The sequence below is a fragment of the Kitasatospora sp. NPDC101235 genome (genome assembly GCF_044767505.1).
Taxonomy (GTDB): domain Bacteria; phylum Actinomycetota; class Actinomycetes; order Streptomycetales; family Streptomycetaceae; genus Kitasatospora.
Genome location: NZ_JBIWNZ010000001.1, coordinates 120,133 through 136,106, shown reverse-complemented (window position 1 = coordinate 136,106; position 15,974 = coordinate 120,133). Strand labels below are relative to the sequence as shown.

General features: G+C 70.7%; 15 protein-coding genes. 11 read left to right on the top strand and 4 right to left on the bottom strand.

Annotated features, from left to right (window positions below; all coding sequences use genetic code 11):
- Positions 1-35: 35 nt before the first annotated feature.
- Positions 36-1,958: an AMP-dependent synthetase/ligase gene (locus ACIRRH_RS00625; RefSeq protein WP_403059637.1), complete on the bottom strand. Its 1,923-nt coding sequence runs from the start codon at positions 1,956-1,958 to the stop codon at positions 36-38.
- A gap of 311 nt (positions 1,959-2,269) precedes the next feature.
- Between ACIRRH_RS00625 and ACIRRH_RS00620 the strand changes: the two genes are divergently transcribed.
- The 4 genes from ACIRRH_RS00620 (at position 2,270) to ACIRRH_RS00605 (ending at position 8,279) form a co-directional block, all read left to right on the top strand.
- A complete protein-coding gene (locus tag ACIRRH_RS00620) occupies positions 2,270-4,003 on the top strand; it encodes an ABC transporter ATP-binding protein (protein ID WP_403059634.1) in 1,734 nt (577 codons plus the stop codon).
- Positions 4,004-4,164: 161 nt separating this feature from the next.
- Positions 4,165-6,063: an ABC transporter ATP-binding protein gene (locus ACIRRH_RS00615; RefSeq protein WP_403061063.1), complete on the top strand. Its 1,899-nt coding sequence runs from the start codon at positions 4,165-4,167 to the stop codon at positions 6,061-6,063.
- Positions 6,064-6,175: 112 nt separating this feature from the next.
- Positions 6,176-7,111 carry an RNA polymerase sigma factor SigJ gene (gene sigJ / locus ACIRRH_RS00610; protein ID WP_403059631.1) on the top strand — a complete coding sequence of 312 codons (936 nt, stop codon included), beginning with the start codon at positions 6,176-6,178 and terminating at the stop codon, positions 7,109-7,111.
- Between the two features lie 88 nt (positions 7,112-7,199).
- Positions 7,200-8,279, top strand: coding sequence for an NAD(P)/FAD-dependent oxidoreductase (locus ACIRRH_RS00605; RefSeq protein ID WP_403059628.1), 1,080 nt, complete (start codon positions 7,200-7,202; stop codon positions 8,277-8,279).
- An 87-nt stretch (positions 8,280-8,366) separates the two neighbouring features.
- On the opposite strand, the gene lepA is transcribed toward ACIRRH_RS00605, so the two are convergent.
- On the bottom strand, positions 8,367-10,235 hold the full coding sequence (gene lepA / locus ACIRRH_RS00600) for a translation elongation factor 4 (RefSeq protein WP_403059625.1): 1,869 nt from the start codon (positions 10,233-10,235) through the stop codon (positions 8,367-8,369).
- A gap of 331 nt (positions 10,236-10,566) precedes the next feature.
- On the opposite strand from lepA, the gene rpsT reads away from it, so the two are divergent.
- On the top strand, positions 10,567-10,836 hold the full coding sequence (rpsT, locus tag ACIRRH_RS00595; protein ID WP_224284197.1) for a 30S ribosomal protein S20: 270 nt from the start codon (positions 10,567-10,569) through the stop codon (positions 10,834-10,836).
- 224 nt (positions 10,837-11,060) lie between these two features.
- On the opposite strand, the gene ACIRRH_RS00590 is transcribed toward rpsT, so the two are convergent.
- A complete protein-coding gene (locus tag ACIRRH_RS00590) occupies positions 11,061-12,257 on the bottom strand; it encodes a tyrosine-type recombinase/integrase (RefSeq protein ID WP_403059622.1) in 1,197 nt (398 codons plus the stop codon).
- Complete coding sequence (locus tag ACIRRH_RS00585) at positions 12,250-12,744, bottom strand: helix-turn-helix domain-containing protein (protein ID WP_403059619.1); 495 nt, start codon at positions 12,742-12,744, stop codon at positions 12,250-12,252. Before ACIRRH_RS00585 ends, ACIRRH_RS00590 begins: the two co-directional genes overlap by 8 nt.
- 134 nt (positions 12,745-12,878) lie before the next feature.
- Here ACIRRH_RS00585 and ACIRRH_RS00580 point away from each other — a divergent pair, with 134 nt between their 5' ends.
- The 6 genes from ACIRRH_RS00580 (at position 12,879) to ACIRRH_RS00555 (ending at position 15,964) form a co-directional block, all read left to right on the top strand.
- On the top strand, positions 12,879-13,079 hold the full coding sequence (locus ACIRRH_RS00580) for a helix-turn-helix transcriptional regulator (RefSeq protein WP_403059616.1): 201 nt from the start codon (positions 12,879-12,881) through the stop codon (positions 13,077-13,079).
- A 129-nt stretch (positions 13,080-13,208) separates the two neighbouring features.
- Positions 13,209-13,976: a hypothetical protein gene (locus ACIRRH_RS00575; protein WP_403059613.1), complete on the top strand. Its 768-nt coding sequence runs from the start codon at positions 13,209-13,211 to the stop codon at positions 13,974-13,976.
- Complete coding sequence (locus ACIRRH_RS00570) at positions 13,973-14,161, top strand: hypothetical protein (protein ID WP_403059610.1); 189 nt, start codon at positions 13,973-13,975, stop codon at positions 14,159-14,161. The genes ACIRRH_RS00575 and ACIRRH_RS00570 overlap by 4 nt, the downstream gene beginning before the upstream one ends.
- Entirely contained in the window at positions 14,152-14,346 is a 195-nt protein-coding gene (locus tag ACIRRH_RS00565) for a hypothetical protein (protein ID WP_403059607.1), read from the top strand. Before ACIRRH_RS00570 ends, ACIRRH_RS00565 begins: the two co-directional genes overlap by 10 nt.
- 80 nt (positions 14,347-14,426) lie before the next feature.
- Positions 14,427-15,764 (top strand): AAA family ATPase, encoded by a 1,338-nt coding sequence (locus tag ACIRRH_RS00560; protein ID WP_403059604.1) that lies wholly within the window; start codon positions 14,427-14,429, stop codon positions 15,762-15,764.
- On the top strand, positions 15,761-15,964 hold the full coding sequence (locus ACIRRH_RS00555; protein ID WP_403059601.1) for a hypothetical protein: 204 nt from the start codon (positions 15,761-15,763) through the stop codon (positions 15,962-15,964). The genes ACIRRH_RS00560 and ACIRRH_RS00555 overlap by 4 nt, the downstream gene beginning before the upstream one ends.
- Positions 15,965-15,974: the final 10 nt, after the last annotated feature.

Genomic DNA, 15,974 nt, shown 5'->3' with positions numbered 1-15,974 from the left:
GCCCTACCCGGCGGGCCGTACGGGAACGGGGCCGGTCAGGCCTCGTTGGCGCCCGCGTACATCGCGGCCACCGCGTCCGCGTAGGTCCGCTCGACCACCGGGCGCTTGATCTTCAGGCTCGGGGTGAGCTCGCCGTGCTCGATGTCGAGGTCGCGGGGCAGCAGGTGGAACTTCTTGATCGTCTGCCAGCGCTGGAGGTCGGCGTTGACCCGCTTGACGAAGCCCTCGACCAGCTCGTGCACGGCCGGCTCGACGGCCAGCTCGGCGTAGGACTTGCCGGCCAGGCCGTGCTCGACGGCCCACGGCAGCAGGACCGCCTCGTCCAGGCCGATCAACGCGGTGCAGTAGTTGCGGCCGTTGCCGATCACCAGGATGTTGCTCACGAACGGGCAGACCGCCTTGAACTTGCCCTCGACCTCGCTGGGCGCCACGTACTTGCCGCCGGAGGTCTTGAACAGGTCCTTCTTGCGGTCGGTGATCCGCAGGAAGCCGTCCGGGGTGAGCTCGCCGATGTCTTCGGTGTGGAACCAGCCGTCCGGCTCCAGCACCTCGGCGGTCTTCTCCGGCAGGTTGTGGTAGCCGCGCATGACGCCCGGGCCGCGCAGCAGGATCTCGCCGTCCTCGGCGATCCGCACCTCGGTGCCGGGCAGCGGGCGGCCCACCGTGCCGATCCGCACGTCCTCCGAACGGTTGACGCAGGAGCCGGCGCTGGTCTCGCTCAGGCCGTAGCCCTCCAGGATCGGCACCCCGGCGCCGAGGAAGAAGTAGCCGATCTCCGGGGCGAGCGCGGCGCTGCCGGAGACCGCGCCGCGCAGCCGGCCGCCGAAGGCCGCCCGGATCTTCGCGTACACCAGCCGGTCGGCCAGCGCGTGCTGCATCCGCAGGCCCAGCGGGGCGGTTCCGGTACCGGTGGCGACCCGGCTCTCCTGGATCACCCGGGCGTACTCGCGGGCGACCCCGGCCGCCCACATGAAGATCTTGTACTTGGCGCCACCCTCGGCCCGGGCCCTGCCCGCGATGCCGTTGTAGACCTTCTCGAAGATGCGCGGCGCCGAGGCCATGACGGTCGGCCGGATCGCCGGCAGGTTGTGGATGATCCGGTCCACCCGGCCGTCCACCGCCATCACGTGCCCGGTGGCGATCTGCCCGGAGATCAGCGTCTTGCCGAACACGTGCGACAGCGGCAGCCACATGAAGTGCACGTCGTCGGGGCCCAGCAGCCCGCTGGCCTCCTGCGCCCGGCCCTCGTACGCCCAGCAGTCGTGCACCAGGCGCACGCCCTTGGGGCGGCCGGTGGTGCCGGAGGTGTAGATGAGAGTGGCCAGCTGCTCCTTGTCGAGCCCGTCGACGGCCTTCTCCACCGCGTCCGGGTGCTCCGCCAGGTACCGGGTGCCGCGCTCCTCCAGCTCGGCGAGGGTGAGCAGCTCCAGGCCGGCGCTCTCGGGGGCCTCGGCGGGCGCGTCGAAGAGGATCACGGTGCGCAGCCCGGGCAGCTGGTCGATCTGCCCGACGGCCTTGGCCAGCTGGGCCGCGTTCTCGGCGAACAGCGCCCGGGAGCCGGAGTCGGAGAGGATGAACGCGGTCTCGTCCGCGTTGGTGCTGGGGTAGACGGTGGTGATCGCGGCGCCCGCGCACATGGCGCCGAGGTCGGCGACGATCCACTCGATCCGGGTCGAGGAGGCCAGGGCGACCCGATCCTCGGGCCGGATGCCGAGCGCCATCAGGCCGGCGGCCACCGCCTTGACCCGGGCCGCGGTCTGCGCCCAGGTGAGCGAGCGCCACTGCTCGGCGCCGGGTGCGCCGTCGGCGGCCTGCTCGTCCACGGGCGAGGGGTAGCGGTAGGCCTCGGCGTTCGGGGTCAGGGCGACCCGCTCCAGGAACAGGTGGGCGACGGAGGCGGGGCGCGCGGCGACGAGGTCGGGCCTGCCGGAGTCGATCAGGGACTGCGCGGAACTCAACGAGGACCTCCGGGGGCGGGTGGCCGTCTGCGGGATTGTCGCGGCGTCCGTGGGGGCGGTCGCCGGGCCCCCGGTTCACCTGAGCGGTACCGGTCAGTAACAAAGGGGCAATCAGCAGCCTAGGGGGAAAGCGGTCATTCCGTAAGAGGGCGGCGCCCGACGGCACCTCCCCGCACCCCCGGTGCCGCACCCCCGCCGTTCGGCAAAGGCCCGGCAAACCTCCGGCTCCCACACGCCGAATGGCCTGTACGACACTACAGAACACCCAGAATTGGGGTGCGAACCCGACCCGCGACGACAAGAGTGTGCTAGTGCTGATCAGACTGCTCAGGGCGTACCTCCGCCCGTACTCCCGACCGATCACCCTGCTGGTGCTACTCCAGCTGGTGTCCACCCTCGCGGCGCTCTACCTGCCGACGCTCAACGCCGACATCATCGACGACGGCGTCGTCAAGGGCGACACCGGCTACATCCTGCGCGTGGGCGGAGTGATGATCGCGGTCACCGTCCTCCAGGCCCTCTGCTCCATCGGCGCCGTCTTCATCGGCGCCCGAACCGCCATGGCCTTCGGCCGGGACGTCCGCGCCGCCGTCTTCGAACGGGTGCAGAGCTTCTCCGCCCGCGAGGTCGGACAGTTCGGCGCGCCCTCCCTGATCACCCGCACGACCAACGACGTCCAGCAGGTCCAGATGCTCGCCCTGATGAGCTTCACGCTCATGGTCGCCGCGCCGATCATGTGCGTCGGCGGCATCATCATGGCGCTCAACCAGGACGTCCCGCTGTCCGGACTGCTCCTCGCCGTCATCCCCGCGCTCGGCGTCGTCGTGGTCCTGCTGGTCCGCGCGCTGCGCCCCAAGTTCCGCAGCATGCAGGAGCGGATCGACACCGTGAACCGGGTCCTGCGCGAGCAGATCACCGGCATCCGCGTCATCCGCGCCTTCGTCAAGGACGACCGGGAACAGGCCCGCTTCGCCGGTGCCAACGAGGACCTCACCGACGTCTCCAGCCAGGTCGGCCGGCTGATGTCCATCATGTTCCCCGCCGTCATGCTGGTGGTGAACATCTCCAGCGTCGCCGTGCTCTGGTTCGGCGCCCACCGCATCGACAGCGGCGCCATGGAGATCGGCGCGCTCACCGCGTTCCTCTCCTACCTGATGCAGATCCTGATGAGCGTCATGATGGCCACCTTCATGTTCATGATGGTGCCGCGCGCCGAGGTCTGCGCCGAGCGCATCGAGGAGGTCCTCGGCACCCACAGCAGCGTCGTCCCGCCCGCCGCCCCCGTCACCGAGGTGCTGCGCCGCGGCAACCTGGAACTGCGCGACGTCGACTTCCGCTACCCCGGCGCCGAGGCCTCGGTCCTGCGCGGCATCGACCTCACCGCCCGCCCCGGCGAGACCACCGCCATCATCGGCTCCACCGGCAGCGGCAAGTCCACCCTGCTCGGCCTCGTCCCCCGGCTCTTCGACGCCACCTCCGGCCAGGTCCTGCTCGACGGCGTGGACGTCCGCGAACTCGCCCCCGCCGCGATCGCCGAGAACGTCGGCATCGTCCCGCAGAAGCCCTACCTCTTCTCCGGCACCGTCGCCAGCAACCTCCGCTACGGCCGGCCCGACGCCACCGACGAGGACCTCTGGCACGCCCTGGAGATCGCCCAGGCCAAGGAGTTCGTCGAGAAGCTGCCCGAAGGCCTGGACGCCCCCATCGCCCAGGGCGGCAGCAACGTCTCCGGCGGCCAGCGCCAACGCCTGGCCATCGCCCGGACCCTGGTCCGCCGGCCCTCCGTCTACCTCTTCGACGACTCCTTCTCCGCGCTCGACTACGCCACCGACGCCAAGCTCCGCAAGGCCCTGGCCCTCGAAACCTCCGACGCCACCGTCCTGATCGTCGCCCAGCGCGTGTCCACCATCCGCGACGCCGACCGGATCATCGTCCTCGACGAGGGCGCCGTCGTCGGCTCCGGAACCCACCACGAACTGATGGCCGACAACCCGACGTACCGGGAGATCGTGCTCTCCCAGCTCACCGAGCAGGAGGCGGCGTGACCAGCCCCGGAAAGAAGACGGACCTGGCCGAGGGCCCGGCCCCGAGAGGCATCGCCCCCACGGACGCCCCGGAGAAGGGCGCCCCGAAGAAGGACGCCGGCCTGCCCGGCGACTCGCAGGCCGCCGCCGCCCGCCGCGGCCCGGCCGGCCCCGGCCGCTTCATGGGCGGCCAGGGCGCCGAGAAGTCCATGGACTTCAAGGGCTCCGGCAAGCGCGTCCTCGGCCTGCTGCGCCCCGAACGCAACACCCTGGTCGGCGTCCTGATCCTCGGCGTGCTCGGCATCGGCTGTGCCGTCATCGGCCCCAAGATCCTCGGCGACGCCACCGACCTGATCTTCGCCGGCATCGTCGGCGCCCGCTTCCAGTCCGGCACCTCCAAGGAACAGGTCGTCGACGGGCTGCGCGCCCACGGCGAGGGCGGCGTCGCCGACCTGCTCTCCTCCGTCGCCTTCACCCCCGGCCAGGGCATGGACTTCGGTGCCATCGGCACCGTCCTGCTCTGGGTGCTCGGCGTCTACGTCGCCTCCGCCGTCTTCGGCATCTTCCAGGGCCGGCTGGCCACCCGGGCCATCCAGGCCGCCAGCTACCGGCTGCGCCAGGACGTCGAGGCCAAGCTCGGCCGACTGCCGCTCAGCTACTTCGACAAGCAGCCGCGCGGCGAGGTACTCAGCCGGGTCACCAACGACATCGACAACATCGGCCAGTCCATGCAGCAGACCATGGGACAGGTCGTCAACTCGCTGCTCACCGTGGTCGGTGTGCTCGCGATGATGTTCTGGATCTCCCCGCTGCTCGCGACGATCGCGCTGATCTCGGTGCCCGTCTCGGTGGTCGTCGCCACCAAGGTCGGCAAGAGGGCCCAGCCGCAGTTCGTCCAGCAGTGGAAGTCCACCGGCCAGCTCAACGCCCACATCGAGGAGATGTACACCGGCCACGCCCTGGTCAAGGTGTTCGGGCGGCAGGAGGAGTCCGCAGAAGCCTTCCGCGAGCACAACGAGTCGCTCTACCAGGCCAGCTACAAGGCCCAGTTCATCTCCGGCATCATCCAGCCCGCGATGATGCTGATCGGCAACCTCCAGTACGTGCTGGTCGCCGTCGTCGGCGGCCTGCGGGTGGCCTCCGGCGCGCTGTCCATCGGCGACGTCCAGGCGTTCATCCAGTACTCGCGCCAGTTCAGCCAGCCGCTCACCCAGGTCGCCAGCATGGCCAACCTGGTGCAGTCCGGCGTCGCCTCCGCCGAACGCGTCTTCGAGCTGCTGGACGCCTCCGAGCAGAGCCCCGAACCGGCCATGCCCGAACGGCCCGACGTGGTGCGCGGCCGGGTCGCCTTCCAGGACGTGTCCTTCCGCTACGACCCCGAGAAGCCGCTCATCGAGGACCTCTCGCTCAAGGTCGAACCCGGCCAGACCGTCGCCATCGTCGGCCCCACCGGCGCCGGCAAGACCACTCTGGTCAACCTGCTGATGCGGTTCTACGAGGTCAGCTCCGGGCGGATCACCCTCGACGGCGTGGACATCGCCGCGATGTCCCGCGAGGAACTGCGCTCCGGCATCGGCATGGTGCTCCAGGACACCTGGCTGTTCGGCGGCAGCATCGCCGACAACATCGCCTACGGCGCCGAGTCGGCCACCCACGAGCAGGTCGTCGAGGCCGCGAAGGCCGCCCACGTCGACCGCTTCGTTCGCACCCTGCCGGACGGCTACGACACCGTCATCGACGACGAGGGCACCAACGTCAGCGCCGGCGAGAAGCAGCTGATCACCATCGCCCGGGCGTTCCTCGCCCAGCCGTCCATCCTGGTCCTGGACGAGGCGACCAGCTCCGTCGACACCCGCACCGAGGTGCTGATCCAGCGGGCCATGGCCCGGCTGCGCACCGGCCGCACCAGCTTCGTGATCGCCCACCGGCTCTCCACCATCCGGGACGCCGACGTGATCCTGGTGATGGAGAACGGCTCGATCGTCGAGCAGGGCTCGCACGACCAGCTGATCGCCGCCGACGGCGCCTACGCCCGGCTCTACCAGGCGCAGTTCGCCGAGGCCGTGGTCGAGGTGGACTGACGCTCGAACAGCCTGCGGGCCGGGGCGGGGACATCCCGCCCCGGCCCTTCGCGCCCCGGCCGTTTGCGCTCCAGCCGTTTGCGCTCCGGACACCGCGCGCTACCTTGGGTCCGTGATCGAGGACCCGGCCCCGGACGCCTTCGAGGCGAACCGTCGCTACCTGGGCTCGGTCGCCTACCGGCTGCTCGGCTCGTTCACCGACGCCGAGGACGTCCTCCAGGACGCCTGGCTGCGCTGGCAGGCCGCCGACCGCACCGCCGTCGCCGACCCGCGCGCCTTCCTCACCACCGTCGTCACCCGGCTCTGCTACGACCAGCTGGGCTCCGCCCGCGCCCGCCGCGAGGCCTACTACGGCGAGTGGCTGCCCGAACCGGCCGTCTCCTACGCCGACGGCCCCGACTCTCCCGCCGAGCTGGCCGAACGCGGCGAGTCCGTCTCGCTCGCCCTGCTCGCCGTACTGGAGCAGCTCACCCCCGCCGAGCGCGCCGCCTTCGTGCTGCACGACGTCTTCGCGGTCGGCTTCGAGGACATCGCCGCCTCCCTGGAACGCACCCCCGACGCCGCCCGCCAGCTCGCCTCCCGGGCCCGCCGCCGGGTCCGCGACGGCGGCCGGGGCCCGGACGGCCGCCCGGCCCACGAGGGCGCCCGGCGCACCGGCGGGGCCGGCCCGGCCGAGCACCGCCAGGCCGTCGAGGCCTTCGCCGCCGCCAGCAGCCGCGGCGACATCCTCGCCCTGATGGAGATCCTCGACCCCGACGTCGTCTGGCACTCCGACGGCGGCAGCATCATCCGCGCCGCGGTCCGCCCGGTCCACGGCGCCGACCGGGTGGCCCGGCTGGTGGCCGGCCTGGTCGCCAAGTGGTTCACCCCCGAAGTGGCCACCGGCCGCGCCGTGGTCAACGGCGAACCCGGACTGGTCTGGTACGACCGGACCACCGGCACGGTCGGCGGCGTCCTCGCCTTCACCGTGGCCGACGGGCGGATCACCGAGGCGTACGTCGTGGTCAACCCCGAGAAGCTCGGCCGCATCCCCGCCGTGGAGCTGTGACGCGAGTCACGGTCACACCCCCACCGGCCGCGTCGTCCCCTTCCCGAACAGCGCTCCACCGGAGCGCCCTCGCAAGGAGGCGGACGAGATGAGCAGCACCACCACCGGGCAGCGGATCGTCGTACTGGGCGCCGGGTACGCCGGACTCACCGCGGCCAAGGGCGCCGGACGGCACCACGCCGTCACCCTGGTCGCCCCCGAGGACCGGATCCTGCACCGCATCCGCCGGCACGAGACCGCCGCCGGCCGCGGCCGCGACTGGCCCACCATCGGCGAACTCACCCGCGACCGCCGGATCACGCACCGCCGGGCCCGGGCCGTCGCACTCGACCCGGCCGCGCACGAGGTCCGGCTGGACGACGGCACCACCCTCGCGTACGACACCCTGGTCTACGCCCTCGGCAGCCGCACCGCCTGGCACGGCGTCCCCGGCGCCGAACAGCTCGCCTGCTCGGCGGAGCACGCCGCCGAGCTGCACCGCCGGATCGCCGCGGCCGACCGGCCCGGCACCCTGGCCGTGGTCGGCGGCGGCGCCACCGGCATCGAGCTGGCCACCGAACTCGCCGAGGCCCACCCGGCCTGGCAGGTGCGGATCGTCGCGTCCGGCCTGGTCGGCGGCGTCTACTCGGACAAGGGCCGGGCCCACGTCCGGCGCGTCCTCGCCCGGCTCGGCGTGGCCGTCCACGAGAACGCCACCGTCACCGAGGTCACCCCGGACGGGCTGCGCACCACCGCCGGCCCGATCGACGCCGGCCTCGTCGTCTGGGCCGCCTCGCTGGAGCCGCACCCGCTGGCCGCCGAGGCCGGACTGGCCGTGGACGAGCACGGCCGGGCCCTGGTGGACGACCACCTGCGGTCGGTCTCCCACCCGGACGTCCACGTGGTCGGCGACGCCGCCGCGGTCACCGTCCCCGGCGTCGGCACCCTGCGGATGGGCTGCGCCACCGCCCTGCCGCAGGGCCAGTACCTCGGCAAGCTACTGGCGGGGCGCACCGCGAAGCCGTTCTCGTTCCGGTACACGGTGCAGTGCGTGAGCCTCGGCCGGCGGGACGGGCTGCTCCAGGTGGTCCGCCCGGACGACTCGATGCGGCCCACCGTGTTCACCGGCACCGCGGGGCGGCTGGCCAAGGCGGCGATCGTCGGCGTGGTCCTCAGCAGCCTGAAGTAGGCCGCCGGAAGGCCGGGAGGACCCGGAAACGCCGGAAGGGCCCGGGCGGGTGCCCGGGCCCTTCCGGCGTGCGTCACCGCCCCGCCGCTACTTCTTCTCCTTCGGCGGCTCGGCGTCGGTGGACAGCGCGGCGATGAAGGCCTCCTGCGGGACCTCCACGCGGCCGACCATCTTCATCCGCTTCTTGCCTTCCTTCTGCTTCTCCAGCAGCTTCCGCTTACGGGAGATGTCACCGCCGTAGCACTTGGCGAGGACGTCCTTGCGGATCGCGCGGACCGTCTCACGGGCGATCACCCGGGAGCCGATGGCCGCCTGGATCGGCACCTCGAACTGCTGGCGGGGGATGAGCTTCTGGAGCTTGCCGGCCATCATCACGCCGTAGCCGTAGGCCTTGTCCTTGTGGACGATCGCGGAGAAGGCGTCCACCGCGTCGCCGTGCAGCAGGATGTCGACCTTGACCAGGTTGGCGGACTGCTCGCCGATGGGCTCGTAGTCCAGCGAGGCGTAGCCGCGGGTCTTGGACTTCAGCTGGTCGAAGAAGTCGAAGACGATCTCCGCGAGCGGCAGGGTGTAGCGCAGCTCGACCCGGTCCTCGGACAGGTAGTCCATGCCCTGGAGGTTGCCGCGGCGGGACTGGCAGAGCTCCATGATCGCGCCGACGAACTCGTTCGGCGCGAGGATGGTGCCGCGCACGACCGGCTCGAACACCTCGGCGATCTTGCCGGTGGGGAACTCGCTCGGGTTGGTGACGGTGTGCTCGCTGCCGTCCTCCATGACCACCCGGTAGATCACGTTGGGGGCGGTGGAGATCAGGTCGAGGTTGAACTCGCGCTCCAGGCGCTCCCGGATGATCTCCAGGTGCAGCAGGCCGAGGAAGCCGCAGCGGTAGCCGAAGCCGAGCGCGACCGAGGTCTCCGGCTCGTAGACGAGCGCGGCGTCGTTGAGCCGCAGCTTGTCGAGGGCGTCGCGCAGCAGCGGGTAGTCCGAGCCGTCCAGCGGGTACAGACCGGAGAACACCATCGGGCGCGGGTCCTTGTAGCCGCCGAGCGGCTCGGTGGCGCCCTTGTGCATCGAGGTGATGGTGTCACCGACCTTGGACTGCCGGACGTCCTTCACACCGGTGATGATGTAGCCCACCTCGCCGACGCCGAGGCCGTCGGCGACCTTCGGCTCGGGCGAGATGACGCCGATCTCCAGCAGCTCGTGCGTGGCGCCGGTGGACATCATCGAGATCCGCTCACGCTTGGTGAGCTGCCCGTCCACGACCCGGACGTAGGTGACCACGCCGCGGTAGGAGTCGTACACCGAGTCGAAGATCATCGCGCGGGCCGGGGCCTGGGCCTCGCCGACCGGGGCCGGGATGGTGTTGACGATGTGGTCCAGCAGGTCCTCGACGCCCAGGCCGGTCTTGGCGCTGACCTTGAGCACGTCGCCCGGGTCGCAGCCGATGATGTGGGCGATCTCGGCCGCGTACTTCTCCGGCTGCGCGGCCGGCAGGTCGATCTTGTTGAGGACCGGGATGATCGTGAGGTCGTTCTCCAGCGCCAGGTACAGGTTGGCGAGGGTCTGCGCCTCGATGCCCTGGGCCGCGTCGACCACCAGGATGGTGCCCTCGCACGCGGCGAGGGAGCGGGACACCTCGTACGTGAAGTCCACGTGGCCGGGGGTGTCGATCATGTTGAGGATGTGCGTCGTCCCGGCGTTCGGCCCGGTCTTCGGCGCCCACGGGAGGCGGACCGCCTGCGACTTGATGGTGATGCCGCGCTCACGCTCGATGTCCATGCGGTCGAGGTACTGGGCACGCATCTGCCGGGGGTCGACGACGCCGGTGATCTGCAGCATCCGGTCTGCGAGCGTCGACTTGCCGTGGTCGATGTGGGCGATGATGCAGAAGTTGCGGATCAGCGCCGGGTCGGTACGGCTGGGCTCTGGCACATTGCTGGGGGTCGCGGGCACCTTGGTCCGATTCTCCGTTGGTCCGGGGCCGGGGGTGTCCTGGTCATCGCTGACCGGTTTCCCGGGGACCGGACAGTCTCGTCCGATCGAAATAGTTCCTCCCATCTTCCCACGAGCGCGGGGCAGGCTGCCGTTCGGGCACCGTCCGGTTCCGTCCGCCGCCCCCGCGCGGCCCGGGGACCGGGTCCGCGGCGGGAGCCCGGTTTGGGGCGGGCAGCGGGCCCCTGGTAGCGTGGGCTGCTGCACCTGGCCTCGGCATGCCCTCTCAGCTGGACCGAAGGCCGCCGGGTGCGACCCCGTTCAGACCTTTTAAACAGACTGAGGCTCCTTCGTGGCGAACATCAAGTCCCAGATCAAGCGCAACAAGACCAACGAGAAGGCGCGCCTGCGCAACAAGGCCGTCAAGTCCTCGCTGAAGACCGCTCTGCGCAAGGCCCGTGAGGCCGCTGCCGCCGGCGAGACCGAGAAGGCCACCGAGCTGGCCCGCGCCGCCTCCAAGGCGCTGGACAAGGCCGTGAGCAAGGGCATCATCCACGCCAACCAGGCCGCCAACAAGAAGTCGGCCATCACCAAGCGCGTCAACACGGCCGCCCAGGCCTGACGCCCCCGGGGGGGTGTGACCCCCACCGCTTCGGGACGACCCGGCCCTCTACCCGGACCCCCGAGGCACGCAAGACTCGCACCGCACGCGGCCTGCGTTCGCCACGCGGGTGCGGTGCACCTAGCTTGACCAGAAGTGCCAGCTCATAGGCCTTCTTCTACTGCCCGTCCGGTACACACCGGGCGGGCAGTACGCATTTTGTACACATGGATCTGACCGCCCTGCTACGCAGCGAGCGCAGTCCTGGCCGCCAGTGCGGACGCGCGACCAGCGTCGAGGGCGTTCGCCACTTCATCGAGGCGGTCCGGGAACAGGTGCCCGTACACGTCGAGGGTCATGGCCGCCGACTTGTGGCCGAGCATCTGCTGCACCACCTTCACGTCCGCGCCGGCCGCGATGGCCAGCGACGCTGCGGTGTGCCGGAGCTTGTGCGGGGTGAGGCCGAGCCCGTCGAGCCCGGCCGCCTTCACCGCCGGGTCGAAGATGGCCGACCGGAACTCCCAGTAGCCCATCGGATCGCCGTCCCGGCCGGTGAACAGCAGCGCGTCCCGCCCCTTGCCCTTGAGCGCGTCCCGTAGGTCCGCGACCAGTGAGCCGAGCAGGGGCACGGACCGCTTCTCGTGGTTCTTCACGTCCTTGAGCAGCAGCCCGCCGCCGCGCTTCCGCGTGTAGGCCTGCACGATCCGCAGCCGACGCGTGGACACCTGCACCCGGGCAGCCTTGAGCGCCGACACCTCGCCCCACCGGATGCCGCAGTAGGCCAGCACCAGCAGCAGCAACGCGTACTCACCCGCGGCGGCGGCCAGCGCCTCGACCTGGTCGTGCGTGAGGTAGACGTGATCGTCGTCGTCCTCGTCCTGCGGCAGCTCGTGGTCGATGGCCGGGCTGACGGCGATCTTCCCCGTCTTCACGGCGTACTTGAGCACCATGCCGAAGACGAGGTGGATCTTCGCGATCCGGGCCGGTGACAGCGGCTTGCCACGCTTGCCGGGCGCGTTGCACAGCTCGGTCAGCCACTCCGAGACGTTCTCCCACTGGATCGACGCGACCGGCCACGTCCCCCACTTCGGCAGGACATACAGGTCCAGCAGTTCGCGGTAGTCGTCCTTGGTCCGCTCGCCGGGCCGGCGGAGCGCGCCGAACCATGCGGTGGTCACGTCGGAGAACAGGGTCTTGCCCTGCTTCGGGTCGCGGTAGGTGCCCTTGTCGAGCCGCCCCAACGTGTCCTGCTGGTGCTTCTCAGCGGCCGGCAGCGTGCCGAACGTCTTCGCCTTCGGATCGCCGTTCGGGTCGTACCACCGGACCCGCCACCGTCCGGGCGCAGCCCGCTTGCTGCCGGCCTTCTTCGCCGCCCGCCACCGCTCCATCGCGGCTACGTAGTCCTTCTGGCTGCTGCGATCCTCGATCCAGACCCTAGCCATCCCGCCTCTTCCTGCGCGGTGAATGAGGCAGAAGACGGTCATCGCCCTGAGGGGAGAACAGCCCGATCGGGCGGGAGTTCAGCAAAAACTCGGTGACCGCACGGTCGGCCTCTTCATCGCCGTCCGGCAGGGTCAGGGGATCGGTGCACCACGCCCACATCCATGCTTCCTGCCCGTGAACTCGACCAGCGCCCGTGATTTCGGCCTCGCCCCGAGCATCTGCCGGCAGCAGCAGCGTCACCGGCGAGACGCCGAGTACAACCGCCAACGCCATCAGGTCGTCGACGTCTACACGCCTGATCGAGCGCGGCTCCTCGCTTGCGCCATTCTCGATCTTGTTCAGCGCGTCGGCGCTCAGGGGCCTTCCGTGCTCCTTCAGAGCAGCAGAGAGGGCTCGGAGGGTCAGACCTCGGGCCTCCCTCAGACGCTTCACATTCGCGGCGACAGTGCGCCCGCTCGGTCCCACTTCAATACGTCCCGTCGTCATGATCCTGACGCTACCAGTCGAGGAAATCTCGACAAAGCACAGAATCTTGCGGTCCCGGATTGTCCCGGCTACGCTCCACATCATCACGGACCAACCCGCGATGATGCAAGCACTTGTCGAGAAAAACTCGACAAATGGAGGTGTTCGTGCTGGACTACCTGACAGAAGCGGAGGCCGCGCGGCTGGCCGGCTTCAGCCCGAAGACGCTACGGAACTGGCGATACCTCGGGACGGGACCCAAGTACCGCAAGCTCTCCCCCGGCCGCGGCGGGCGAATCCGCTACCGCCGCTCCGACGTCGAGCAATGGCTCGACTCCCAGGCCATCGCGGCCTGAAACGCGAACGGCCCCCACTTGGACGGCAATCCAAGTAAGGGCCTGACGCACTCCGACACGACGAAGCCCCGGGCCAAAAGCCTGGCAGCTCTCCCCGGGGCACTCGTCTCCAACAGCTTGGAGAACGCTGTGAATCACCGTACCGCCCGCCGTGGCGTGATCGCCACAAGGATCGCCCGCCAGAGCGACGACCTGACGGCGCTCGTTGACGCCACCACCGAGCCGAAGCCGACCCCCGAGGCCATCATGCGCGAGGTCCGCGCCACCCCGGACCCGCGCGCCACCACCAACGTCGTCCTGGAAGCCATCCGCGCCATCGACGGCGGCCCCCTCACCTCCAACGCCGTCCGCTACCTCCCCCTCGATGCCCTGCTCGACCGCATCGGCCTAGACCTGGAGGAGATCAACCGCGCCGAACTGCCGGCCACCGTCCGCACCACCTACACCGGCATGCTTCTCCAGCCGATCGACGGCCGCCCGTTCCTCCTCCTCCCGCGCGGCCAGGACCCCGCCGAGCGTGACCACGTGATCCGCACCCTCGCCTGGCGGCAGTACAACGACCCGGTCAACTCCGGCCTGCCGATCCACCTGCCCGGCAGCAAGGCCGAGTGCACCGTCCCGGGCTGCATCAACGACCACATGCCCGACCCGGACTTCGAGGGCCCGAACGCCAACCACTTCGGCAAGGAGTACGCGGCGGACGATGCCGACGGCCGCCACGTCATCGGCGCGTGGTTCGAGATCAACGCCGGTCAGGCCCCGCACATCGAGGTCGAGACGTTCAAGGCCAGCGTGGAACTCAGCGCACGCGACGCCCGCGCGTTCGCCGAGCAGCTGCGGCGCCTGGCCGCCTCGATCGACCGCGACGCCGACACCATCGAGGCGGCCGGACAGTGAACTACCGCACCACCACGGGTGTCCCGGCCGCCCCGGCGGCCGGGGCCTCCCCCCGGGCACCGTTCGGGCTCACCCGCCACGAGATCCGCGCCGAGGCGCGTCGCCTCGCCGCCACTGGCTGGCAACTGTGGGAGCTGCACCGCCTGTTCGGCCACCCCCGCCAGTGGGGGCGGCCGTGGACATGAACCCCATCTTCGTCGACGCGTTCGTCCGCCACCTCGAACACCACCTGTTCCAGCGCTGGACCGACGCCATGGACGCCGCCGAAGCCGCCGCGTGGGAGCCGATCCGCGCCCGCCTGCACGCCACCGCCGGTCTGCCGACCGTTGCCGAACAGGACGAGGCCCGCCGCTTCTCCCCGCCCCGATAGCTCCGCGCCACCCCCGGCTGGCCGCCGATCGCCGTCCCCGGCTGCCCCGGGCAGTACCTCACCCCCTTGGAGATCGCCGCGTGACCGACTTCGACACCGACATCTGGGAGAAGTACGGTCCCCCGCCCGAAGAGCAGGACGCCCCGGCGCCCGGAGAGTCCACCCGGCGCCTGGTTCTCACCCCTGCCTCCGCCATCGAGCCCGAACCCGTCATCTGGGCGTGGGAGCCCGAGCAGGGCGAGGGCCGCATCCCCGCCGGGGCGCTCACCCTCGCCGCCGGCCGAGAGGGCACCGGCAAGTCCTCGTTCGGCATCTGGCTCGCTGCCCAACTCTCCCTCGGCAAGCTGCCCGGCTCGTTCTTCGGCAGCCCCCGCGCCGTGTTCTACGCCGCGGTTGAAGACTCGTGGTCCCGCACGCTGGTCCCCAGGCTGATGGCCGCGGGCGCCGACCTGAACCACGTCTACCGGGTCGAGGCACAGGACATCCTGCGCGGCGAGACCATGATCTCCCTGCCCCTCGATGTGGAACTCATCGAACAGGCCATCGCCGAGTACGGCGCTGCCGCGTTGATCGTGGACCCGCTCATGTCCACCCTCGGAAGCGGCACCGACGCCCACCGCACACAGGACGTGCGCCAGGCGCTCGAACCCCTGGTGCGCATGGCCGAGCGCACCAAGGCGCTGACCCTGGGCATCGCCCACTTCAACAAGGCATCCGGCTCCGACGCCTCCCAGCTCATCTCCGGATCGGGCGCGTTCAAGGACCTTGCCCGCGCCATCCTCGCCTTCGCCCGCGACACCGAGGGCGAGCAACAGGTGATGACGCAGACGAAGAACAGCCTCGGCAGACTGCTCGACCTGCCCTCGCTGGGCTACCGCATCGAAGGCACCGACATTCACACACCGAAGGGTGTCGCCAACGTCGGCCGGCTGGAGTGGACCGGCATTGCCGAGCGCAGCGTCGAGGACACCCTCGCCGCATCCGGCGACCGCGACGACGCCGGCGAGCGAGACGAGGCAGTCGAGTGGCTTCGCGACTACCTCACCGACAACGGCGGCGAGGCATCGGCGGGAGACGTGATCAAGGCAGCCGACAAGGACGGCATTGCCAAGCGGACCCTTCAGCGGGCCCGCGCCAAAGCGGGCGTCAAGTCCGAGAAGTCCGGGTTCGGCAAGGGCTGGGTCTGGGTACTCAGCGTGACCGACGCTGGCGAAGGTGACACGAAGGCGCCGAAGGCGCCAGGGCCCCGAGGGTTGGCGCCTTCGGCACCTTCGCTGGCACCTTCCGGAAGCACCTCACCCAGCGTCACGCCCGAGGCGGTGGTATGCAGCGCTTGCCGTTTCCCCCTCGACCCGGTCCATGCAGCCATGGGCGAAACCACCCACCCCACGTGCGAGAGCAAGGAGACGGCAGCATGACCGCTGACGACCGAGTCACCGACCTCATCGCCGAGGCTGCCCGCCGCCGCGCCGCCAACGCCGCCAGACGAGCCCGCCTCGGCGCCGCCCGGCGGGCCGGCCTCGACGCCCGCCACCACCTCAAGCTCATCCGACTCAACCAGCGGCACAACGAGCCGCCGGCAGACACGACCGAACCGGAACCCCCCGATGCCGCCTAACCACAGAAGG